General features: G+C 41.5%; 25 protein-coding genes. 9 read left to right on the top strand and 16 right to left on the bottom strand.

The annotated features are described in order from the left end of the window. Window positions 1–6 precede the first annotated feature (6 nt). Both NMG48_RS16370 and argF read left to right on the top strand, forming a co-directional pair. Window positions 7–543: a YqeG family HAD IIIA-type phosphatase gene (locus NMG48_RS16370; protein ID WP_271252526.1), complete on the top strand. Its 537-nt coding sequence runs from the start codon at window positions 7–9 to the stop codon at window positions 541–543. Between the two features lie 136 nt (window positions 544–679). Beyond that, window positions 680–1591 (top strand): ornithine carbamoyltransferase, encoded by a 912-nt coding sequence (gene argF, locus NMG48_RS16365; protein ID WP_271252525.1) that lies wholly within the window; start codon window positions 680–682, stop codon window positions 1589–1591. A gap of 134 nt (window positions 1592–1725) precedes the next feature. Here the strand turns inward: argF and coaD are convergent, their stop codons facing one another. The 4 genes from coaD to NMG48_RS16345 form a co-directional block, all read right to left on the bottom strand. Next, a complete protein-coding gene (gene coaD / locus NMG48_RS16360; protein ID WP_169364400.1) occupies window positions 1726–2199 on the bottom strand; it encodes a pantetheine-phosphate adenylyltransferase in 474 nt (157 codons plus the stop codon). 130 nt (window positions 2200–2329) lie between these two features. Next, window positions 2330–2950 carry a chorismate lyase gene (locus tag NMG48_RS16355; RefSeq protein WP_271252524.1) on the bottom strand — a complete coding sequence of 207 codons (621 nt, stop codon included), beginning with the start codon at window positions 2948–2950 and terminating at the stop codon, window positions 2330–2332. A 105-nt stretch (window positions 2951–3055) separates the two neighbouring features. Continuing rightward, window positions 3056–3883 (bottom strand): YaaW family protein, encoded by an 828-nt coding sequence (locus tag NMG48_RS16350; RefSeq protein ID WP_271252523.1) that lies wholly within the window; start codon window positions 3881–3883, stop codon window positions 3056–3058. A gap of 334 nt (window positions 3884–4217) precedes the next feature. Continuing rightward, window positions 4218–5672, bottom strand: coding sequence for a phycobilisome linker polypeptide (locus tag NMG48_RS16345; RefSeq protein ID WP_271252522.1), 1455 nt, complete (start codon window positions 5670–5672; stop codon window positions 4218–4220). A gap of 629 nt (window positions 5673–6301) precedes the next feature. On the opposite strand from NMG48_RS16345, the gene hemH reads away from it, so the two are divergent. The 7 genes from hemH (at window position 6302) to NMG48_RS16310 (ending at window position 14587) form a co-directional block, all read left to right on the top strand. Next, on the top strand, window positions 6302–7453 hold the full coding sequence (hemH, locus tag NMG48_RS16340) for a ferrochelatase (protein WP_271252521.1): 1152 nt from the start codon (window positions 6302–6304) through the stop codon (window positions 7451–7453). Between the two features lie 860 nt (window positions 7454–8313). After that, a complete protein-coding gene (locus NMG48_RS16335; RefSeq protein ID WP_271252520.1) occupies window positions 8314–8577 on the top strand; it encodes a hypothetical protein in 264 nt (87 codons plus the stop codon). Between the two features lie 369 nt (window positions 8578–8946). Continuing rightward, the gene (gene accC / locus NMG48_RS16330) at window positions 8947–10311 is read left to right on the top strand and encodes an acetyl-CoA carboxylase biotin carboxylase subunit (protein WP_271252519.1); all 1365 of its coding nucleotides are present in this window, start codon (window positions 8947–8949) and stop codon (window positions 10309–10311) included. 143 nt (window positions 10312–10454) lie between these two features. Beyond that, on the top strand, window positions 10455–11798 hold the full coding sequence (locus NMG48_RS16325; protein WP_271252518.1) for a four-carbon acid sugar kinase family protein: 1344 nt from the start codon (window positions 10455–10457) through the stop codon (window positions 11796–11798). Between the two features lie 200 nt (window positions 11799–11998). Next, the gene (gene bcp / locus NMG48_RS16320) at window positions 11999–12454 is read left to right on the top strand and encodes a thioredoxin-dependent thiol peroxidase (RefSeq protein WP_271252517.1); all 456 of its coding nucleotides are present in this window, start codon (window positions 11999–12001) and stop codon (window positions 12452–12454) included. A 23-nt stretch (window positions 12455–12477) separates the two neighbouring features. Further along, window positions 12478–13341 carry a dihydropteroate synthase gene (gene folP / locus NMG48_RS16315; RefSeq protein ID WP_271252516.1) on the top strand — a complete coding sequence of 288 codons (864 nt, stop codon included), beginning with the start codon at window positions 12478–12480 and terminating at the stop codon, window positions 13339–13341. A gap of 142 nt (window positions 13342–13483) precedes the next feature. Further along, window positions 13484–14587: a phosphotransacetylase family protein gene (locus NMG48_RS16310; protein WP_271252515.1), complete on the top strand. Its 1104-nt coding sequence runs from the start codon at window positions 13484–13486 to the stop codon at window positions 14585–14587. 31 nt (window positions 14588–14618) lie between these two features. On the opposite strand, the gene NMG48_RS16305 is transcribed toward NMG48_RS16310, so the two are convergent. The 12 genes from NMG48_RS16305 to NMG48_RS16250 all read right to left on the bottom strand — a co-directional run bounded on the left by NMG48_RS16305 (window position 14619) and on the right by NMG48_RS16250 (window position 20794). After that, window positions 14619–14849: a TIGR02450 family Trp-rich protein gene (locus NMG48_RS16305; RefSeq protein WP_271252514.1), complete on the bottom strand. Its 231-nt coding sequence runs from the start codon at window positions 14847–14849 to the stop codon at window positions 14619–14621. 35 nt (window positions 14850–14884) lie between these two features. After that, window positions 14885–15127 (bottom strand): DUF3134 domain-containing protein, encoded by a 243-nt coding sequence (locus NMG48_RS16300; RefSeq protein WP_126387177.1) that lies wholly within the window; start codon window positions 15125–15127, stop codon window positions 14885–14887. Window positions 15128–15247: 120 nt separating this feature from the next. Beyond that, window positions 15248–15586, bottom strand: a complete 339-nt coding sequence (locus NMG48_RS16295; RefSeq protein WP_126387178.1) for a YbaB/EbfC family nucleoid-associated protein — start codon at window positions 15584–15586, stop codon at window positions 15248–15250. A 35-nt stretch (window positions 15587–15621) separates the two neighbouring features. After that, window positions 15622–15744, bottom strand: coding sequence for a hypothetical protein (locus NMG48_RS16290; RefSeq protein ID WP_271252513.1), 123 nt, complete (start codon window positions 15742–15744; stop codon window positions 15622–15624). 10 nt (window positions 15745–15754) lie between these two features. Further along, the gene (locus tag NMG48_RS16285) at window positions 15755–16357 is read right to left on the bottom strand and encodes a chromophore lyase CpcT/CpeT (RefSeq protein ID WP_271252512.1); all 603 of its coding nucleotides are present in this window, start codon (window positions 16355–16357) and stop codon (window positions 15755–15757) included. A 54-nt stretch (window positions 16358–16411) separates the two neighbouring features. Beyond that, entirely contained in the window at window positions 16412–17452 is a 1041-nt protein-coding gene (locus tag NMG48_RS16280) for a M28 family peptidase (RefSeq protein WP_271252511.1), read from the bottom strand. Window positions 17453–17496: 44 nt separating this feature from the next. After that, window positions 17497–17898 carry a DUF29 family protein gene (locus NMG48_RS16275; protein WP_271252510.1) on the bottom strand — a complete coding sequence of 134 codons (402 nt, stop codon included), beginning with the start codon at window positions 17896–17898 and terminating at the stop codon, window positions 17497–17499. Beyond that, window positions 17895–18281, bottom strand: a complete 387-nt coding sequence (locus NMG48_RS16270) for a type II toxin-antitoxin system VapC family toxin (RefSeq protein WP_271252509.1) — start codon at window positions 18279–18281, stop codon at window positions 17895–17897. Before NMG48_RS16270 ends, NMG48_RS16275 begins: the two co-directional genes overlap by 4 nt. 2 nt (window positions 18282–18283) lie before the next feature. Beyond that, entirely contained in the window at window positions 18284–18556 is a 273-nt protein-coding gene (gene vapB / locus NMG48_RS16265) for a type II toxin-antitoxin system VapB family antitoxin (protein ID WP_271252508.1), read from the bottom strand. A gap of 118 nt (window positions 18557–18674) precedes the next feature. Next, on the bottom strand, window positions 18675–19091 hold the full coding sequence (locus tag NMG48_RS16260) for a GNAT family N-acetyltransferase (RefSeq protein ID WP_271252507.1): 417 nt from the start codon (window positions 19089–19091) through the stop codon (window positions 18675–18677). Window positions 19092–19147: 56 nt separating this feature from the next. Beyond that, window positions 19148–20002 (bottom strand): hypothetical protein, encoded by an 855-nt coding sequence (locus NMG48_RS16255; protein WP_271252506.1) that lies wholly within the window; start codon window positions 20000–20002, stop codon window positions 19148–19150. Window positions 20003–20170: 168 nt separating this feature from the next. Beyond that, complete coding sequence (locus NMG48_RS16250; protein ID WP_271252505.1) at window positions 20171–20794, bottom strand: Uma2 family endonuclease; 624 nt, start codon at window positions 20792–20794, stop codon at window positions 20171–20173. Window positions 20795–20862: the final 68 nt, after the last annotated feature.

The raw sequence follows: 20862 nt of genomic DNA, 5'->3' as shown, positions 1-20862 counted from the left end.
ATCCTTGTGAAACCTTGGCGACTGATTGCTCCTGACTTAGTTTTGTCAGCACCGATTTACACGATTACTCCACAGTTAATGCAAAAACATGGGTTAAGTGGTCTCATTTTGGACGTTGACAATACCCTCATCGGTGATGATGAGTCCGATGTTTCAGATGAGATTCGTCAATGGGTAGAACTAATGCGCCAGCAATATCCCATTTGGTTAGCAAGTAATAACTTTAGCGATCGCCGCATTCAAAAGGTCGCCGAAAGCCTCAATCTTCCCTATCGTAGTCGCGCAGGTAAGCCATCCCGCCGCGTCGTGCGTCAAGTTCTCGAAGCAATGCAAATACCACCTGCCCAAGTTGCGATGGTGGGAGATCGCCTATTCACCGATACGATTGTAGGCAATCGTCTTGGCTTGTTTACGATTTTGGTACAGCCTCCTTGTGAGGAGCTAGTATTTAAACCTAATATTGCAACTATTTTTAAAGCGCGATCGAGCTTCCTCCGCAATTGGGAAATTTGGATCGCTCGCAAATCTGGGGTCAAGATTTAGAAGTCAACAAAAATTTAAGGCAGCGCAAAGCACTGCCTTAAATTTTGTGTTGGTAGAACAGTTATTTGTCTAATTGCTCGGTAACTTATAATCTCAAGATCAATTCATCACAAGCTTATTTAATTTAATAACAACAATGGGAAACCTTCAGGGACGCGATCTTCTTAGTCTGGCAGACTTACAACCCAACGAGATTCAAGAATTACTCACCCTTGCTCAACAACTCAAGGCAGGAGAAGTAAAGTTTGACTTTCAGCGCAAAACCCTTGGCTTGCTGTTTCGCAAAGCCTCAACCCGAACTCGTGTGAGCTTCACCGTTGCCATGCATCAATTGGGAGGACATGTCATCGATCTTGATCCAAGTGTGACCCAAGTCAGTCGTGGTGAACCAATACAAGATACTGCCAGAGTTCTCGATCGCTACTTGGATGTTCTCGCCATTCGCACCTTTGAGCAAGCGGAGCTAGAGACCTTTGCCAAATTTTCTAAGATTCCCATTATTAATGCTTTGAGTGATTTAGAGCATCCTTGCCAAGTATTAGCTGATTTGCTCACCGTATTAGAAAATTTCGGCACACTCAAAGGGCTGACCCTGACCTATCTCGGTGATGGTAATAATATGGCGCATTCCCTGATGATTGGCTGTGCGCTCGTTGGCATGAATGTGCGGATTGCTTCTCCGAAAAACTTTACACCAGATCCCGCAGTTGTAGCTCAGGCAAAGGCTTTAGCAACTAATTCTGAAGTCATTGTCACCGATGATCCTAAACTCGCTTCCCAAGCGGCTCATGTGTTGTATACCGATGTCTGGGCAAGTATGGGGCAGGAGTCGGAAGCAGAAGATCGCATTCCAATTTTCCAACCCTATCAACTGAATTCTGAACTTATGGCTTTAGCCGATCGCGATGTGATCGCTTTGCATTGTTTGCCAGCCCATCGCGGCGAAGAGATTACCGATGAAGTGATGGAAGGTGATCAGTCACGTATTTGGGATGAAGCAGAAAATCGCCTCCATGCCCAAAAAGCTTTGCTAGCTAGCGTTTTATAGTTAAAAGCCTCGCGATGCGAGGCTTTTGTTTTGTACCAAATAAAGAAATGGCGTAGCCATTTCTTTATTTCAAAATCCATACTGGGTTTGTTTTCCAAATCAAAAAAGTGTAGTTACACTTTTTTGATTTGGTATTAGAGAAACTTTTGTCTTAGGGCGATCGCTACTTCGGGAGTAACCAGATGATCGATCTCGCCGCCAAATCTGGCAATCTCCCGAACTACACTACTACTCAAGAAACTATATTCATTGGAAGTAGAGAGAAATACTGTTTCAATATCATTAGCTAAGGTCTTATTGGTATGCGCCATCTGCAATTCCATTTCAAAATCGGAAACTGCGCGTAAACCTCGAATCAGAACTTGCGCTTTCATGAGATGGGCATAGGTGACAGTTAAGCCCGTAAACGTATCGACATCAACATTATCTAAATGTCGTGTTGCCTCACGGATCTGTGTCATCCGTTCCTCCATCGTAAAGAGAGGCGTTTTATTGGGATTGCGTAATACGGCAACAATCACACGATCAAAAAGATGACTGCCGCGCTTAATAATATCGAGATGCCCAAAGGTAATTGGATCGAAACTACCTGGATAAATGGCAATCAATGCAGTCACCGACTCGCTACAACGCGATTATATAGCGCTACTGCGCCTAAAAGAAGCACCACACAAAGTGTGGTGCTTCTTTTAAGTTTTTTCAAAGCTAAAAATGGCGTAGCCATTTTTAGCTTTGGGGTTAGAGGCTGCTTGAACCGAGATATTTGCCGATCGCTGGCGAATAAATTTCATAGAGCATAGTGATTGGTTCGCCGCCATGCCATAGCAAATAATGTCTTGCCCAGTACTCCTTAACCTCTGGATAGCCAAAAGCCTGTGCTAATTGAGGACAAGCACCCTTGTAAATACCTTTGAGATCGCGATAAAGCTCCGTGTACTTTTGATTGAGACTGACCCAGATCGGCAAAGATGGATCTTTCAAATATTTTTGCATCGCTGCCTCTGACCACCATGAAGTCGCATGGGAAAAAATCTCTCCTGTCTTTTGCGATCGCAAAAAGATTTGGCGACGAATTCTTGGTGCAGCAATCAAGGAAATATCCGATGGGGCATTGTCGTCATCATCACCAATATTAGTCATTGCTAGCACCTCAACCGAAATATCTGATTGAGTCAATAGCTGTAAATGTCGCGTCGGCGCACCATCGCCCATTAAAAACATTTGCCAAGTCGGAGATAGCAAATTAAAGGGCAAGCCTTTACGAATATCATCTTCGCTGCCTTGCCACATGGGTTCTTCAATCCGATTCCAAGGTCGAGCGGTAGTACTTTGGATGCTTTGAGCTGAGGTGAGGGTCATACAGGATTTCTCTTAACAATCCGTAACATATTCTCTATTGTAGTTCAAATAAAAAAGAAACTCGCTATGCGAGTTTCTTTTTTATTTGCATCTCAGCGATAAATACTAAGACATTCTCAATAATCTGATTTGAGCAATGATGAAAATAGCAGGAATGATCCGTCCGTAGTTAGTAGCGATCGCCCGCCAACCCAGATCCGCAAAAAATAACCCCCAAAGCGCAGGCGTAATTACTGAAAAAACGGTTCTAGCGGCGGTGTATTGGGTTGCTGCAACTGCCATCCCACGTTTTGCTAAATAGGTAGAGACATAGGCATTTAACCTTGTCGCGATCGCTGTGCCTCCTGCCTTCAAAACTTCATAGCCCACTTGGTAAGAGGCAAAATGCCATGCCATTTGGCGGGCGATCGCATTTAATACCGCCGAACGAATGACAGTACTCACCGCGATCGCACTACCACCTTTGACTAGCAAACTCATCGGGTTACGCTGAGCATCAAGGGGCAAGGATTTTTTAAGATTTGACTCCGTAAGAGCTGTTTGGACAGAATCATCAATACTAGAACGCTCCTGAGGTGAGAGCTTTTTCCATGAATTGCTAATTAAATTGAGAAATAATTCAGACTCGATATCTTCAACACTTTGCTTCTTGGAATATTTAATATTGAGGTGCTGACAGACACGCTCTAGGACTTCTCGATAGCTAACATCACTAGTTTTGCGGCGGAGCACCGTCAAGCCATCGGCAGCCAAAAATCGAAAACGCTTTGAGATCGCCTCAATTAGTTCATCTCGATCCCAGCTTTGTAACTCTTGCACAGGCGGGGTAGCCACATAATCAATGGGGTTGAATTTACGCCGAAACAGTATATCCGCAATTTGATATAGCTCTTCATCGGTTGCCAATGCCAGAACATTGCTTAATTCATCCATTGCCCTATCCATTGATTTGTTAACGAACAGTATCTCAAGCTTTTCCTAGCTTATACCAAATCTATAAATGTACTGCCCTATGTAGACTTTGACAATTAAGTTGGTATTTATGACGACGCTAGGATAGGAGCGCTTTGTGCAATCTATCCTAACCTCTGAGTCACTAAAAGATTCTAGTACTAATTACTCAAATGGCAAAGTTATTAAAGTTGCAGATTTTCAGACCTCACTAAGTTAGGGCTCATTTAAGTATCTAAGCATAATTAAAAAACCAAAACCTGTGGCGCACGCTGCGCGTGCGCCACAGGTTTTGGTTTTTTATATTTGCACCCAGCTACTTACGAGATTTAGGTTTACTAAAACCATGACCCGATTTACTAGCAGTTTTTGATTTTTTAGATTTAGCTGATGTGGCAATGACTTCGGTTTGCGGAAGAGCTATAGATGTGTGTTCATCTGCGATCGCAGGAGTCTCTGCGTTAACTGTCTCTGGATCTGGCGTTACAACATCAGCAAGACTTGTTTGTAACTCAGGTTCTGGAATAACCTCATCAACATGCTGGTTTTGTGGCTCTACAACAGGTTGATGAATTTCTACAGATTCATCTACAGTTTCTAGATTAGTTTTTACAACTGCTTCTTCTACTAGATTAGTCTCTACAGATTCACCTACAGATTCTGGATTAGTTTCTACAACTGCTTCTTCTATGCTTTCTACATTAGTTGCTCCATGAATTTCTACAACTGCTTCTTCTACAACTGCTTCTTCTACAACAGTTTCTGAAGCCTCTATCACGGGGTCGGTAATCTTCACGTCAATTTCTGGGACTGACTCTACCACTGGCGTATAAATTTCTGGTTCTACCACTGGCGCTGGTATTGCGATCTCTAACTCTATATTGGCTATAGGAGCTATAGGGGTATTGGTTATAGGTTCGTGGGTTTTGAGCTTAGAATCAAGTTTATTAAACCCATGTTTAGCGGAAGTCCGTGTTTTTTTGGACTTAGGTGCTACTAAGCTAGACTTGGATTTTTTCGGAGCAGCTATTGGTAATATTTCTGCTGCTATATTTTCTCCAGCGATATCCCCCTTTTTCGCAACAGTTTCTACCGTCGGCTCTGCAACATTTTTAGAAATAGTTTCTGGTTCATCAACAGTTTTTACAGGCTCCTCAAGAATATTCTCAGGAATAACTCTAGGCTCAGCAATCATTTCTAAAGTCTCTTCAGTCGTAACTTCAGAGACAAGGGCGATCGCTTCTGGCACTACTACAACAATATCTTCCGAAATATCTTGCGAAGTAATATCTGCATTACTCTCCAAGTTTTCTACATCATGGCTATGATGCTCATTTTGAGCAAGAGATGGCTCAGTAGCAATCTCTTCAACAATAGGTGTATGAGATTCTTCTAAAAAAGTACTTTCTGTGTTCACCTCAGCAGGCTGATCGATCGCCTTATCGGATGGCTCGATAGATGCTGCGGATTCTGCGATCGTATGAATATTGTCAATACTGGTTGCGATCGCGGGATTAGCATCAACATGCTCATCGTCAATCCTTGATATATCATCAGCCTGAAAGCGAAGAATAGAGACATTGACAATCTTTCCACCTAGCCGACGAATTGTTTGCATTCTTTTGGAAAGGGAGCTATAGGCAATAGTGACTATCTGAGTCTTGCCTTGCACTTTTCCTTGCTGAATGCCACCTGTAAACTCAATTTGGACTTGGTGGTTTCTGTAATCATCCACAGATGGAGTTACAGAATCAATATCTACACTTTTCATATCAAACTCATCCTAGCGATCGCATTTTTACGATCACACGTCAAAATAATTTATCTAAAGAATCTGTCTATATAAGTATTCCGTAAAAATGGCTACTAAAACAAATTCTCTAGCCTAAAAAATATATAGCTATCGTCACTTAACATTAGGAGAAATCTACACCCCAGAAGTGAGTGGCGACGCTTCGCTTCATCACTCATTTCTGGGATGTGGTTGGTAATAGCCATGGTAGAGAAATCTGCAACCTATGATAGGTAAGTAGTCAAGCATAAGTAAAATTAAAACCGAGATTTCTGTACCCGCACGCTATGCGAGTGGGTACAGAAATCTGCATAACTTAGTCATGTGTTTCCTATAACCAGCAAAATCTTACCGATGCGTTAGGATTGCTAACAGTTCCATAGGCTAACGAGATAGACTTATTGGCATAATGAAAATAAATGGCAATAATTTAGTTTTGCCGTCTGCCAAATAAATGTATTGTTTAAGTACTGACAAGATTCAGTATGCTGTTCAGCACTACTGGCAAAATTTTAGAGTATTGATCAAAGATTCTTAGAGCTTTTTATCAGTGCTACATAGAACAAACTCATAGTATATAAATTGTATAAAAGGATATAGCGATTGATATGGGGCGATTAGGAGTTTTACTGCTGAACCTCGGTGGACCAGACAAGTTAGAGGATGTCCGCCCATTTTTGTATAACTTATTTTCTGACCCAGAAATTATTCGCTTGCCATCGCCATTGTTGCAAGCACCCCTCGCATGGCTCATTTCCAGTCTCCGTGCTAAACAGTCTCAGCAAAACTACAAAAAAATTGGTGGTGGCTCTCCTCTCCGTCGCATTACCGAGGCTCAAGCTCAGGCATTGCGTACACAGCTCGTCCAAAATGGACATGAAGCTCAAGTTTATGTGGGAATGCGCTATTGGCATCCCTTCACTGAAGAGGCGATCGCTCAGATCAAAAAGGACAAAATTGAAGAATTAGTAGTTCTACCTTTGTATCCACAGTTTTCGATCAGCACTACAGGTTCCAGCTTCCGCTTACTAGATCGCATTTGGAAAACCGATCCTGAATTACAGAAGATCAAATATACAGTTGTGCCTTCTTGGTATGACAACTCATGGTATTTACAATCAATGGCAAACCTGATCGCCACTAAACTTGATCAGGTCAAAGACCCTAGCAAAGCCCATGTCTTTTTTAGCGCCCACGGTGTGCCAGTTAGTTACATCGAAGAAGCAGGTGATCCTTACCAAAAGGAAATCGAGGCTTGTGCAGCTTTAATTATGCAAAAGCTAAATCGACCAAATCCTTATAAGTTGGCTTATCAAAGTCGTGTTGGACCCGTTGAATGGTTGCAACCCTACACCGATGTCGCGATCGAAGAATTAGCAGCACAAGGGGTTAAGGAGTTAGTAGTAGTACCTATCAGTTTTGTCTCGGAGCATATCGAAACCCTCGAAGAAATCGATATGGAATATCGAGAAATTGCTGAACATGCGGGAATTGAGACCTTTGCGCGAGTCCCTGCCCCAGATACTGACCCCACATTTATCCAAGCCTTAGCTGATGTGGTACTTAAAGCTTTAGGTGATCGCCCAATCCCATTCTCAGCAACAATTCAACCGCAGAAAAACACCAAACTCTATCCTCAAGAACGTTGGGAATGGGGCATGACTCCTTCCGCAGAAGTATGGAATGGACGCTTAGCAATGCTCGGATTCTTGATCCTGTTGCTAGAGTTATGGCTAGGACGTGGGCAAATTTTGCAATAAGAGATTTTGAACCAAAAGAGGGGTAGTACAAAGTACTACCCCTCTTTTGACTTTTATTAAAGTGAGTTTGATATAGCCATTTGCACTGACTTTAAACAAAATTACAGCCCCAAAGAGATTTGCAAAGTAAATCTCTTTGGGGCTTTGTATCTTAACTAAAACGACCATACGAGCATAGCTATATTTGCAAATTTCACAAAAACGACAAATATATATTCGTGGCAATGTTGTTTATGAGAGGCAACCTTGTAGTAAGGTACAGCTTTTAATATGATTTGAGAATAAATATTAATAGGCTCAGCAGTTACAATAGCATTGTGAAGAAATATTTAAAGATATACATTTGTCTTTAAAAATATTTATATTTGTGTGGGGATAAAAAACCTGTAAAGATTTATAAGGGAATTCCAATAAATATTGATGCTTAACTATTTTTTAATCATCGATTGATTCCTTACAGCTACGCAAGATCTGGCATTTAATTCTTATCTTTTTTGAGACGGGGATCGCTCATCTAGTAATGATCCCCATTTTTTATGCTTATAATCATTACATAGCTAATGCAGGATTTAAAAATTTATCAGATACCTAATTATCTGAAACTGAATTTTTAAACAAATCTAATTTTTGGGAACTACTCCTTTATAAATACCTTCAATTAATTCCTGCTAACTTTCTAGTTCCTAAGAAATCCAACTTGTTACTGTAGTGAACCCGTGACAATCGCTAAATAACTGAATCAGATTGTGCATAGAGTGCTAGTTCGTTCAAAAAACATCTAAAATCACCCTAAAACTACATTTACAAGTTTTTTATAAATAAAACATTTAAATTTACCCTATAAAAAGGAGCTACTCAAAATGATTGAATCTATTCGCTGCCCTAATTGTGGTTCGATCGCTGAGCGCCACCATCTTGCCTACCTTGCTCAAGTCAAAACCCAATGCGAAGAATGTGACTATTTATTAGTCATGTGTACTCGCAGTGGTCATGTACTAGAGTCCTATGCACCAGGCTTACCATCACCACGACCACTCCAGCCAATAGCTACTCGTCTCGCTTCCCTACCTCAACGCCAAAGCAATAACTCACGAACTAGAGATATTGCTACTGTAAGCGTTTAAGTTGCAACAAGGGGAAATTTGAATATAGATGCGATTACCTAAAATAGAAAACGGCTCTCTTAGATCTGATGCACCAGCCACTCAGATCTAAGGGAGCCAAAAATTTGATTAGTAGTAGTAATAATTAAGCAGCACGATGCACTGTCTCTAATTTTCTAAGTCTTTTCAAATTCAAAGTCTGATTCTCCTGAAATAAGCAGACCAAAAAAAGTTAAAATTCAAAAGCTCTAAGTCATCAGCTACTAACAACAGCATTAATCGATAACTCAAAGCGCGATCGGGATTTGAAGCTTACCAAATCAAATCAAATATTTACCGATAACCGATTACCAATCACCAAATAGACACTGTTCATTAAGAAACCGAAACATGGCTCCCATCGCCAAACTACTGATTGCCAATCGAGGTGAAATTGCCCTCCGAATCATTCGGACTTGCGAAGAACTAGGAATCCCAACAGTTGCTGTTTATTCCGATGTCGATCGCAACTCGTTGCATGTACAGCTAGCCCACGAAGCGGTCTGCATTGGCGATTCACCCAGCAGCAAAAGCTATCTGAATATCCCAAATATCATTTCGGCAGCTCTGACCCACAACGCTACAGCCATTCACCCCGGCTATGGATTCCTGTCAGAAAATGCCCGATTTGCAGAAATCTGCGCCGATCACAACTTATTGTTTGTTGGCCCTAGCCCTAATTCGATTCGTTCGATGGGTGATAAGTCTACAGCTAAGAAGACCATGCAAAAGGCTGGCGTGCCAACTATTCCTGGGAGTGAAGGCTTAATCGAGTCGGAAGAACAAGCAATTAAGATTGCCCATGATATTGGCTTTCCAGTAATGATTAAGGCTACCGCAGGTGGTGGTGGGCGGGGGATGCGTCTAGTCACCAATCCCGATGATTTATTGCGTCTACTTCGGGCTGCCCAAGGTGAAGCAGAGGCTGCCTTTGGCAATGGTGGGGTTTATATCGAGAAGGTGATCGAAGATCCTCGCCATATCGAAATTCAGATTTTGGCGGATATGCATGGTCATGTGGTGCATTTGGGCGAACGGGATTGCTCGATTCAGCGTCGCCACCAAAAATTATTAGAAGAAGCTCCTAGCAGTGCTGTTAATCCAAAATTGCGCGAAAAAATGGGGGAAGCGGCGGTAAAAGCGGCTAAGGCAATTAACTATGTTGGCGTAGGGACTGTGGAATTCTTGCTGGATAAATATGGCAAGTTTTATTTTATGGAAATGAATACTCGGATTCAAGTTGAGCATCCTGTAACAGAAATGATCACAGGAATTGACTTGATTGCGGAACAGTTGCGCGTTGCCCAAGGTGATAAGCTTCGCTTCCAGCAAAAGGATATTGAAATCCGTGGTCATGCGATCGAATGTCGGATCAATGCTGAAGACCCCGATCACAATTTCCGTCCTAACCCCGGTCGGATTAGTGGCTATTTGCCCCCTGGAGGTCCGGGTGTCCGTATGGATTCCCACGTTTATACCGATTATGTAATTCCCCCCTATTACGATTCGCTGATTGCCAAGTTAATTGTCTGGGGTAGCGATCGCCCTTCCGCAATTTTGCGGATGAAGCGAGCTTTGCGTGAATGTGCAATTACAGGCGTACCGACGACAATTCCTTTCCATCAAAAGGTTTTAGATGATGAGGAATTTAGACAGGGTCACGTTTACACCAATTATGTGCCTTTGCTGCAAGCCAGACTAGAAGATCAAAAATAAAGACTGAAAATAAAGCGCCCAAATGGGGTGCTTTATTTTTTATTCATAACTCACAAAAATTGTTATGAAAAGCGCTAGAACCTCCTGAGTATTGGCGATCGCTTTTTTAGTAGACTGAAGATCAACCACTTAGATGAAACTTAATGGCAGCTAATTCTTCCTCCAAGCCGAAAATTATTGTTCTTGATGACGATCCGACGGGTTCGCAGACTGTGCATAGCTGCCTATTGCTTACGAAATGGGATGTGGAAACCCTACGGATTGGGCTAGCCGATGAATCTCCAATTATGTTTGTGTTGACAAATACGCGATCGCTGACTCCCGAAGATGCAACCAAAGTCACCCGCGAAGTTTGCCGCAATCTCAAACCTGCACTGGAAGCAGAAGGCATCCATGAATTTTTGATCGTCAGTCGTTCGGACTCGACTTTGCGGGGACATTATCCAGTTGAAACCGATGCGATCGCTGAGGAATTGGGTGACTTTGATGCACATTTTCTTGTGCCAGCATTTTTTGAAGGTGGGCGCTTTACCAAATCAAGTGTGCATTACTTAGTAGTTAATGGTGTGCCTACGCCAGTGCATGAGACTGAATTTGCCAAGGATTCAGTATTTGGCTACAAGCATAGCTACTTGCCCGATTATGTTGAAGAAAAAACTCAGGGACGCATTCCTGCGGATCAGGTGGAGCGATTTTTATTAGGGGATATTCGCTCAGGGATTCGGTTACGCTTAGCGAGACTCCATAACAATCAATGTGGTGTGGTTGATGCCGAAAATCAAGCTGACCTCAATCAATTTGCCTCCGATGTTTTAGCGATCGCCGCTACTGGTAAACGCTTTCTCTTCCGTAGTGCAGCGAGTTTGTTGACTGCCCTTGCTAAGCTCCCACCGCAACCCATTCCTGCGGAAGAAATGTCTAAATATATGCGATCGCACAAAGCTGGTGTTGCGATCGTTGGCTCCCATGTCAAAAAGACCACCGAGCAGTTGGAGAATCTACTCAAGGCTCCCAATACCGTTCCCGTTGAGATTGACGTGGCGCGTTTATTGAGCGATACGGAAGCCCAATCGGCAATTCTCAAACAGGAAGCCCTAGCCCAAGTTACACAGGCTCACGCCTCAGGGAAAACCGCCGTCGTGTTTACCAGTCGCAAAGAATTAGAATTTGCGGATACCTCCACTCGCCTCGCTTTTGGTCAGTCGGTATCGGCATTACTAATGGCGATCGTGCAGGGACTACCTACCGATATTGGCTTTTTGATTAGCAAAGGTGGCATTACTTCTAACGATGTCTTGAGTACAGGCTTAAATCTGCCCACGGCAAGGCTATTAGGTCAAATTTTGGCAGGTTGCTCCGTAGTCCGTACTCCCGCCGATCATCCCCGTTTCCCTGATTTACCTGTGGTTTTGTTTCCCGGAAACGTGGGTGATGCAAATGCTCTAGCGACGGTTTATACCAGATTGGCAATGGGCATTGAAGACTAAAAACATGAAGCATTGCCTAGCATTGCTTCATGTTTTTTCTGCACCAAGCGTTACAGCCTATTGAGGTTTTGAGTAATACAGAGAAATTGTTGAAAGCACGGCGGAGCCGCACTTTCAACAATTTCTCTAGGGCTTCAGTAAGCGCAAAGCGCTGTATGCTTTGAGTAAACGATTGTAAAGATTATTTATCAAGAAAATTTATGGCTTTAAAGGTTGGCGATCGCGCTCCAGAGTTTAGCTTGCCAGATACTAACGGCAACATCGTGACTCTTTCTAGTCTCAAAGGTAGCCGTGTAGTTTTATATTTCTATCCTCGTGACAATACCCCTGGATGCACCAAGGAAGCCTGCGGTTTTCGCGATAATTACGCTCAATTCCAAGCGAAAAATACTTTGATTTTTGGTATCAGTACCGATGATGCAAAGTCTCATCAAAAATTCACGCAAAAGTTTGATCTACCCTTTCCATTACTCACCGATGCCGATGGTCAAGTTGCCACAGCCTACGAGAGCTATGGACTCAAAAAATTTATGGGTAAAGAATATGTGGGTGTCTTCCGTAATACCTTTGTGATTGATGCAGAGGGTAATATTGAAAAAATTTATCTTGGCGTTAAAGCAGAGTTACATCCTGCCCAAGTTTTAGCAGATATCTAAAAGGATGTTTGAGGTTTATTAAATTGGAACCAAGTATCACTAAGCCCGTTGCTGAACCTTGGATAATTCGCGATCGCCAATTTATTTGGGGCGATCGCACCTACATCATGGGCATTTTGAATGTTACGCCCGATAGCTTTAGCGATGGTGGTCAATTTAACTCACGGGATGCAGCGCTACAACAGGTGGCGCAAATGTTGCCCTATATTGACATCCTCGATATTGGCGGCGAATCGACAAGACCAAATGCTCAGCCCGTTAGTGCTGCCGAAGAAAGCGATCGCATTTTGCCGATTATCGAAGCAGTCCGTGCCGAATATCCGAATTTGCCGATTTCTGTCGATACCGTCAAGGCAAGTGTGGCAAAGTCAGCGATCGCCGCAGGCGCAGATATGCTCAATGATGTCTCCGCAGGCAGATTTGATCTCGATATGCTGCCCTTAGTAGGAAAGTTGCAAGTACCAATTTTTTTGATGCATATGCAAGGGGAACCTCGCACCATGCAAGTCAATCCCCAGTATCGCGATGTCGTGCAGGACGTGAAGCAATTTCTCATTGATGCAATTTCCGTAGCCAAGGCTTGGGGCATTCCACCACATCTCATCGCGATCGATCCTGGGATTGGCTTTGGGAAAACCCTAGAACATAATTTGGAACTGATCCGAAATTTAAGTGTTTTTAAGACGATTAAAGCACCTCTTTTGTTAGGGGTATCTCGCAAAACCTTTATTGGTAAACTTTGCGATCGCCCAGAGCCTAGCGATCGACTCTATGGCACAATCGCTGCTTGCACGGCCTGTATCGCAGGTGGAGCTGATATTTTGCGTGTTCACGATCCTAAAGAAATTGCGGATGCTTGTCGTTTGAGTGATGCAATTTGGCGATAATCGCATAAATTGCATCATTTCTATGCACAATTAGCACAGAACAAAAAGGATCAGTTACAGTCCATCAGTTACAATAACCAAACAGGATGTAGGCTTTAATACAATCTTGTAAAGTTTGTAATCATTTTTTAGAGGGCAAGACGTGCCACAGGCTAAGCATTTGTTGATTGGTTCTACCAGAGCAGGTAGTGGGAAATCAGCAACTATTTTGGGTTTAACATATCATTTGCAAGCCAAGGGTTACAAAGTTGGCTACGGTAAACCAATTGGCACCTTTACGACCAAAGAATTACCCGAATCAGCAGAGCATGGCGAAGCTGATGTGGACTTCATTCAGCAAACGCTAAATTTGCCATCGTCACTGTTGCGTCCCACGCTCCTCAATCTTGACCGCGCCGCCCTCCAGCGTCGCCTCTCTGGTGAAGATAAAGCTGATTACAGTACCAAACTGGAGGAATACAAAAAAATTATTGAAGGCGATCTTGTTCTTTTAGAAGCACCTGCAAATACTGCTGAAGGAACGATTTTTGGGTTGTCCTTAGAACAGATGGCAGACAATTTAGATGCGCCAATTCTATTAGTAATGCGGTTTGGATCATTGCTAGTTGTTGACCATATCTTGATGGCAAAAAATCGCTTTGGCGATCGCCTCTTGGGTGTGGTAATCAATGATATTCCTGATGACCAGTATGAAACGGCGATCGAAATTCTGCATCCTTACCTCGAAGAGCAAGGCATTCCTGTATTTGCGCTCATGCCTGAAAATCGTACTTTGCGAAGCGTCAGTGTTTCCGAACTCATCGATCAACTTGGCGCAACCATCCTTAGCTGTCCCGAAAATATTGATTTAAGCAAAGTGATGGTCGAAGAGTTGAAAATTGGGGCAATGGATGTTAACTCTGCCCAAAGCTATTTTCGCAAGTCCTATAACAAAGCTGTAATTACAGGTAGCAGTCGCATTGACCTTCAGTTTGCGGCTTTAGAAACCTCCACCAATTGTTTAATTCTCACAGGTCGCCCCTATATTAGTGATGATGTTGCCCATAAAGCGATGGAACTAGGTGTACCTGTTCTCGCTGTGAATAAAGATACCCTCAGCACTGTGAGTATTATTGAGAGCTGTCTAGGTCAAGTCCGTCTCCATGAAGGAGTGAAGGTCACAAGCATTTGCGACATGATGGCTAAACACTTTAATTTTGATCGCTTCTTAAAACTGATGAATATTAAGGCTTATGCCACCCTCTAAGCTAAAAAAGCCTGCTCATGAGCAGGCTTTTTTACATCTCATTTAAAGTTTTCCAACCAGGTGTCCATAGTGATGCTCGTTTTAGTGATTTCGCATTGAGCCAAAATCTCACCGAATCATCACAGGCAGCTTTGATTTCTGCAAAAACTAAATCCCCTTCGTTTTTGCGATTGACCACGACAAAATGTCGCCAGCCGAAGGTTTCCTGCATGGCAGTCCATTTTGATCCAATTAAATGAGGAAATTTTTGTTTCTTGGGCATAAACCTTCACCAAAAAATTGCCCTAGGGCAATTTTTTAGTCAACATCATCATCATCAAGATCATCATCATCATCATCGATGTAGCTAGCATCATCACCAAGCATTAATTCGCTTAGTTCTTCAGCTTCATCATCAAACTTCAAGCTGGACTCTGTACCTTCTCTAGCAATGAGACGACCAGTGGACTCAAGCCAATCAAGAATTGATGCTTGTTGTCTTGTGGGGATCAATGCTGCTGGTTCGTTACGTCGCTGTACACGTAATGCGGGGTTATTCATATTTCAAAACACCTATTGTTAGTAATCAAAATAAGGGCGCACAGCGCCCTTATTTGATCATTTGAGAAAATTATTGACTAATTAAAATAAGCATATTTGGCATACTTATTTGGAAATTATTTAGAAACCTGCGGGTAAACCTAAGCCACCAGTGAGGTCTTCCATTTTTTGCTTCATAGTACCAGTAGAGAGCTGGTAAGCATCCTTTAGTGCTGCAAGTACCAAGTCTGATAAAACTTCTGCACCTTCATTCAAGGCTTCAGGGGCAATTTCTACACTTTGGGGTTCTTGGTTGCCACTTAGGGTTACTTTGACTAAGCCGCCGCCCGATTCGCCAGTTAGACGTAGTTGATCTAATTCTTCTTGTAGTTTTTTAGCGCCTTCTTGAATTTGTTGCGCTTTTTGGAAGGCTTCTTTCATTTTGCCTAAACCAAAGCCAAATCCTTTTCCGTCTGACATAGCAGTATCAGTCTTGTTCTAAGTTTTCCCGTATATTATGTCACTAATCGTCGCGGTTCGGTAAGTACGGTCATTGCTAATGATGCCCCAAAACCAGTTAGATATGAATGGCGGCGCGAAGCGCTGCCATTCATATCTTCTCTAGCTATCTCTTTCATTGCTATAGCATTAGTGATGGGTAATTTCAGGACTAAAATCATGGATTTTTTTAAATTTATAAAAGTCCATGATTGCGCCCCAGATGGCTGTGCCTGTTTCAGGCTCGACTCCGCGATCGCCACTCCAAAATTCATCAGCGCTAACCTCAAAGCCTAAGACAACTTGACGCGATTCGTTTAAATATTGAAAACAACATTTTGCCTCCTTGGGCATTTCGGCTTTGTAGCGACCATTGGCAAATGAGATATCTAGTAAACAACCAGCGAGGGGTTCAATATCATTAATCGTGATCTGATTAAGCCGATCACGATCGCGTCCAGCCCCAGTCCATGCCACAGGATCTTTAAATCCCCAATATTTCACTTGAATTTTGCCGTCATTTTCCACAAATTGCAAAATACGCTGACGATAGGGGCGATCGAGGATCAGGGCATTGGCTTGTTCAGCAAAGATAGCAATGCTGCCCAAAACGTTAAATCGGATGGGACGCTGCCACCAAACTAAATTCACAAACCAAACAGGTTGATCTAGCGATTGTTCACGGTTGCTAAATTCTCCTGACATCCATGACGCGAGAGTTGAGAGTTCTTTAGAAATACTTGTCAGTGTCATAAATAATTAATGCTAGGTGGTTACAGGTGATTGCGGATAGAGTTCATCCACAATCTAATTTGCTAGGTCAGATATAACTTCGGTTAAGCCAGTTACAACTCTTGTAAACTTATCAAAATTAATTTTGTCAAAAGTATCTTGTTCTGTATGGTAATGCGGGTAGCGGTAAGTAGCAGTGTCTGTAACCATGATTGCAGGATATCCCTGTTGCCAAAAAGACCAATGATCTGACCAACCAATTCCAGGTATCCAATTGGGTAAAGAAGCGCCTTCAGAGGGGAATTGGGCATGATTACGAAAAGAGGCGATCGCTTTTCGCACCAAATCTCCAGATTGGATATTGCCAATAAAACCAATGAAATTCCCTTGGTTTGGATAAAGTAAGCCGATAGGAAAAGGATATTTCTGGCTTTTCTCAATATCTGAAAAGTATCCCATCGTCTCTAGGCTCAACATTGCCACAATATTTTCGCCTTGCTGGTGTGATTGTTTGGCATACACTAAACTTCCCATGTCCTTTGTCCAGAAATAGGGTGGTTCTTCATTAGTAAATTCCACAAAACGAATAGTTCTCTTTGTGGGTTTTGTGGCAAATATTCTCGCTAGCTCTAGGGTTGCTGCTGCGCCTGTAGCATTGTCATTAGCACCATGACTACTAAAAGCGGTGTCATAATGACCGCCCACTACCACAATTTCTTGAGGCTTATCGGTTCCTATTTTTTCAACTTCTAAGTTGTAGTATGATTTGCCCCGAATTTTGTACTCAAGTAATTTTGGCTTATAACCTGCTTTAGTAAAAGCTTCTTCAAGAAAAGCTTTAGTAGCATTTAGCTTTGTATATTGTCCAGAGTTTCTAGCTCCAATTTCCGAGGCGATTTTTTGAATGTCCTGTTTTAGCAAAGCTTGCAATGCTATTTCTTCATTATTTAAAGTTGTAAATTGACCTCTGTAACTTTGTGCTGGCATCGCAAACATGGTGAACCATCCCCATGCACTGAGAATTAGTAAAATCCCGAAGAATATAGCTAGACGAATTAATGCTGGTTTACTAATAATCTGGAATTTTAATCTGCGTTTATTGGAGAACTGGTACATAATTTTGCGATCGCTATTGCCAAAATCTTTTATTCAAAATTGTCTCAATATCTCTCAAATTCCCATGTTTCAGGAAAATTCGTATCTGGATAGTCAGCAGTTAGAGCGTAGAGTGCAGATGAGTAGTTAAAGTCAAATCTTTCATCCCAATTTTCTTTTAAGCTAGGGGCATCTCTAAAAATAAGCTCAATACCGCATCGATAAAAGCTAATGTCGCTTAGCCATCTCTCAAATTGATTGGGTAAGGGGACATATAGCCGTTTGAGCATATTTACGAGCAGATTTTTCAGATCGTCATCTAAATCTCTTTTGAGGATATAGATCAAGCTTTCAAATTCTTCAATCAGGTTGTCTAAGTCCAGATTTTCAAAATCCTTGGCTTTAAGCTTGGCGACATTTTCCTGAACCCAAAGTATATAATCTTCATCAAATAAAGACTGATTCATTGCCACAGCATTTGTACTGAATAATCATTAAAAGCGCGATCGCAGCCGATAATCGTTAAGTTGTTATTTATTGCTTGAGAAATTATCATGCGATCAAAGGGATCGCCATGATGCAAAGGTAAATTTTTATAGATTTGGGTATCGGCAAAGATAATTGGTAAAATCTCAATATTCAATGAATTTAGAACGTCTAACAAATCATCATATTCATTTTGCATAGTCAGCTTATTTTTGCCTGTTTTAATTGCAATTTCCCAAAGGCTAATGATGCTCAAATAGACATTATCCGCAGAAAATTCAATAGTATCTTTAGCTTTTTCTGTCAGGCTTAAATTGCCTTCAATATACCAAATGAATGTATGTGTATCTAACAGTACATTCATATTTACATATACTCCTCAAGTTCTTCCATTGACACATCAAAATCTTCTGACATTGTGATTTGACCTTGCCAAATACCAAATCCATCACGCTTTTTAACTTTTTTATCTTCCAGAGCTTCTATACTGGCTTGATCAAGAGATTGAGTTTTACTATCAATTTGCTTTACATAGTTACTCTTAAGAAATTCAATATAATGCAGTACCTCAATTTGTAAATAATCAGGTAGTTGCTTTAAGCTTTTTTCTATATTTTGAAAAGTTGTTGTGGGCAGCATAGTTGTCTTTTCTTAATTTGATTAAAGTTACGAAGAAAGATTTAAATTTGCAAACTCAACTCGATCTAAAAAGAGATTATTAGGAAGAGCAAAAGCGATAAGTAATCAAAAAAACAGGTTAACTTTTTTCTACTCTTTGGCGCACTAACAAAGATGTCTCAGGTTTGGCAAACCCAAATTTTTGATAAAAAGGTATCATCTCTGGCAAGCAAAATAGTTGAATACACTCAAGCTGTGATATTTCGGGATGTGACACAATTTGCTCAATAAGTAATGAACCTAACCCTTGATGGCGATAATCTGCTGCCACAATGACATCATAGACGATCGCTCTATAGGTGCGATCGCTAACAACACGCGCAAATGCTACAAGTTTCTGAGCATGAGATTCACAAATTCCGAATATATAATCGGAGTTAATTAACATCTTATGAACATCATCTAATGTTCTTCCTTTCGTCCACCACTCATGCTGATAAAGCTCATAAAGTTGTGTTGCTTGCTCATCAGTGAGAATATCAATGTTTTTATACATAAAACACTAAAATATCATTAAACCAAGCAAGGCTCTCTTCAGAGCCAAAAGATTTGTTATTCAACATCTTGTGGCTCTGATGGGTCAAAGTCATCTGTTATAGCACGATCAAGACTTTCGAGAAGCTTCTTAGCTAATTCTAATCCCTTAGCCCAATCAACATCTTGGTCTTCACCTCTGAAATGAGCCGAATGGGCAGCACGATTTCGTAGGTCGCGAAAGAATTGGAATTCATGTGCAGTCTCCCTTGGAATATATCCTTTAATTTCAAGGTTTTTGATAAGATAAGGAAGCTTACGGGACAATCCAATCAATGTTTGACGATCAACTGGAGCATCTGCCTTCAATGTCAGCCGCAACACACGTTCTTCGACTAAATTATAAGCATGAAGTAAAGCGGACTCAGGTGAAATCTGAAACAACGGATCTAGCGCATGTTCATTTTCGGCAAGCTTCTGAGAAAGCCCAATAAATGCGAGATCATCTTGTGACAAATGAGACTTTAGAACTTCTGCCAAATCAACACCATATTCATCCTTTAATAGACGTTTGAAGAATGTAATTACACATTCTAGGTAATAGAAGACACTCTCTGCATCAGGAAAGCCAAATCTATGTTGAATTGTATTTCGGTCATCAACAAGCAATTCAATAATAGGACGTTCTGGAATGATTACATTGTAATCGGCTAATTTATCAAATGATTCCCAAATACCAAGCGTTTGTTGTTGTTTATGTTTATAAATACTCTCACCCTTGTCAAGCAACAAATCCTTTAGAATGAGTTCGATAGAGTTCGCAAGATGTAGAATAACAAATTTGAATTTACGAGGTTTGTTTGCCAGATAAAGCTCAACTGCATGTGCGATCAATTCCATCGAACTTACAAATAGGGGGGACTTATCGCTCATTATTAAACATTAAGATGAAATATAGATGACAATATCAGATTATAACATCTATAATCGTTTATAATCACAATAAATTTCGATACTTAACTAATTTAAATAATCATATTTCTTGTTATTTAGACAACTTTTAATTGCAGCCCCTAGTATACAAAGTTTCAGATATTATGCTTACGGAGTTGCATTCAAAACTTGTTTAGTAGTTAAGTTCAAATGTGGAAATGTGGGCGAAAAGATCGCATCATTATCGCGGAACAAATTAATTTCATACTCCCCATCTACCAACGTACAAACAGAAAGAGTAGGTTGCTTAGGCTTACCAATATGTCGAATCCCACCCAAACCTAAATAATCGGCAATCCAATATTCAGGAATACCTAAAGCTGCGTAATCCTCAACCTTACGCGCATAATCATTTTGCCAATTACTACTTACAACTTCTGCAACAAACTTGATTGAGCTACCCCTTGAGATGATCGATTGTTCTTGCCAGAGAGATTCTTTTGCAACTTCCGTCCGATCTACAGCCATCACATCAGGACGAAAAGCCGTCATACTTGCACTTGAGGGACGAAACAAACCCCTTTGCAACACAAACCAAGGCAAACCTAATCGATCAATCTGCACACAGATTTTTGCCGTGATCAAAGCCGCAACTTCTTCATGCTGCCCCGTTGGTTCCAAGTCGAATATCTCTCCATCAATCAACTCATAGCGATTATCACCACCATAACGGGCAATAAACTCATCTAGGCTGACAGGTTGATGCTGTACTTGTGCGATCGCAAGGGTCATAGCTCATCTAGCCCTAATTAGTATTTTCAGTTTACCAAATTTTAGCTGTAACTGAGACTTTATGACAA

Source organism: Pseudanabaena sp. Chao 1811, assembly GCF_027942295.1.
Classification (GTDB): domain Bacteria; phylum Cyanobacteriota; class Cyanobacteriia; order Pseudanabaenales; family Pseudanabaenaceae; genus Pseudanabaena.
This window is presented reverse-complemented; position numbering and strand designations above follow the sequence as displayed.

What these genes read in the sequence shown, in the direction of transcription:
- NMG48_RS16305 (WP_271252514.1), bottom strand. Translation starts at nt 14,849, where the DNA reads ATGCCCAAGAAACAAAAATTTCCTCATTTAATTGGATCAAAATGGACT.
- accC (WP_271252519.1), top strand. Translation starts at nt 8,947, where the DNA reads ATGGCTCCCATCGCCAAACTACTGATTGCCAATCGAGGTGAAATTGCC.
- NMG48_RS16300 (WP_126387177.1), bottom strand. Translation starts at nt 15,127, where the DNA reads ATGAATAACCCCGCATTACGTGTACAGCGACGTAACGAACCAGCAGCA.
- vapB (WP_271252508.1), bottom strand. Translation starts at nt 18,556, where the DNA reads ATGCTGCCCACAACAACTTTTCAAAATATAGAAAAAAGCTTAAAGCAA.
- argF (WP_271252525.1), top strand. Translation starts at nt 680, where the DNA reads ATGGGAAACCTTCAGGGACGCGATCTTCTTAGTCTGGCAGACTTACAA.
- NMG48_RS16345 (WP_271252522.1), bottom strand. Translation starts at nt 5,672, where the DNA reads ATGAAAAGTGTAGATATTGATTCTGTAACTCCATCTGTGGATGATTAC.
- NMG48_RS16350 (WP_271252523.1), bottom strand. Translation starts at nt 3,883, where the DNA reads ATGGATGAATTAAGCAATGTTCTGGCATTGGCAACCGATGAAGAGCTA.
- NMG48_RS16255 (WP_271252506.1), bottom strand. Translation starts at nt 20,002, where the DNA reads ATGAGCGATAAGTCCCCCCTATTTGTAAGTTCGATGGAATTGATCGCA.
- NMG48_RS16280 (WP_271252511.1), bottom strand. Translation starts at nt 17,452, where the DNA reads ATGTACCAGTTCTCCAATAAACGCAGATTAAAATTCCAGATTATTAGT.
- NMG48_RS16275 (WP_271252510.1), bottom strand. Translation starts at nt 17,898, where the DNA reads ATGAATCAGTCTTTATTTGATGAAGATTATATACTTTGGGTTCAGGAA.
- bcp (WP_271252517.1), top strand. Translation starts at nt 11,999, where the DNA reads ATGGCTTTAAAGGTTGGCGATCGCGCTCCAGAGTTTAGCTTGCCAGAT.
- NMG48_RS16285 (WP_271252512.1), bottom strand. Translation starts at nt 16,357, where the DNA reads ATGACACTGACAAGTATTTCTAAAGAACTCTCAACTCTCGCGTCATGG.
- NMG48_RS16355 (WP_271252524.1), bottom strand. Translation starts at nt 2,950, where the DNA reads ATGACCCTCACCTCAGCTCAAAGCATCCAAAGTACTACCGCTCGACCT.
- NMG48_RS16335 (WP_271252520.1), top strand. Translation starts at nt 8,314, where the DNA reads ATGATTGAATCTATTCGCTGCCCTAATTGTGGTTCGATCGCTGAGCGC.
- NMG48_RS16250 (WP_271252505.1), bottom strand. Translation starts at nt 20,794, where the DNA reads ATGACCCTTGCGATCGCACAAGTACAGCATCAACCTGTCAGCCTAGAT.
- NMG48_RS16325 (WP_271252518.1), top strand. Translation starts at nt 10,455, where the DNA reads ATGGCAGCTAATTCTTCCTCCAAGCCGAAAATTATTGTTCTTGATGAC.
- NMG48_RS16290 (WP_271252513.1), bottom strand. Translation starts at nt 15,744, where the DNA reads ATGAAAGAGATAGCTAGAGAAGATATGAATGGCAGCGCTTCGCGCCGC.
- NMG48_RS16270 (WP_271252509.1), bottom strand. Translation starts at nt 18,281, where the DNA reads ATGAATGTACTGTTAGATACACATACATTCATTTGGTATATTGAAGGC.
- NMG48_RS16295 (WP_126387178.1), bottom strand. Translation starts at nt 15,586, where the DNA reads ATGTCAGACGGAAAAGGATTTGGCTTTGGTTTAGGCAAAATGAAAGAA.
- hemH (WP_271252521.1), top strand. Translation starts at nt 6,302, where the DNA reads ATGGGGCGATTAGGAGTTTTACTGCTGAACCTCGGTGGACCAGACAAG.
- NMG48_RS16260 (WP_271252507.1), bottom strand. Translation starts at nt 19,091, where the DNA reads ATGTATAAAAACATTGATATTCTCACTGATGAGCAAGCAACACAACTT.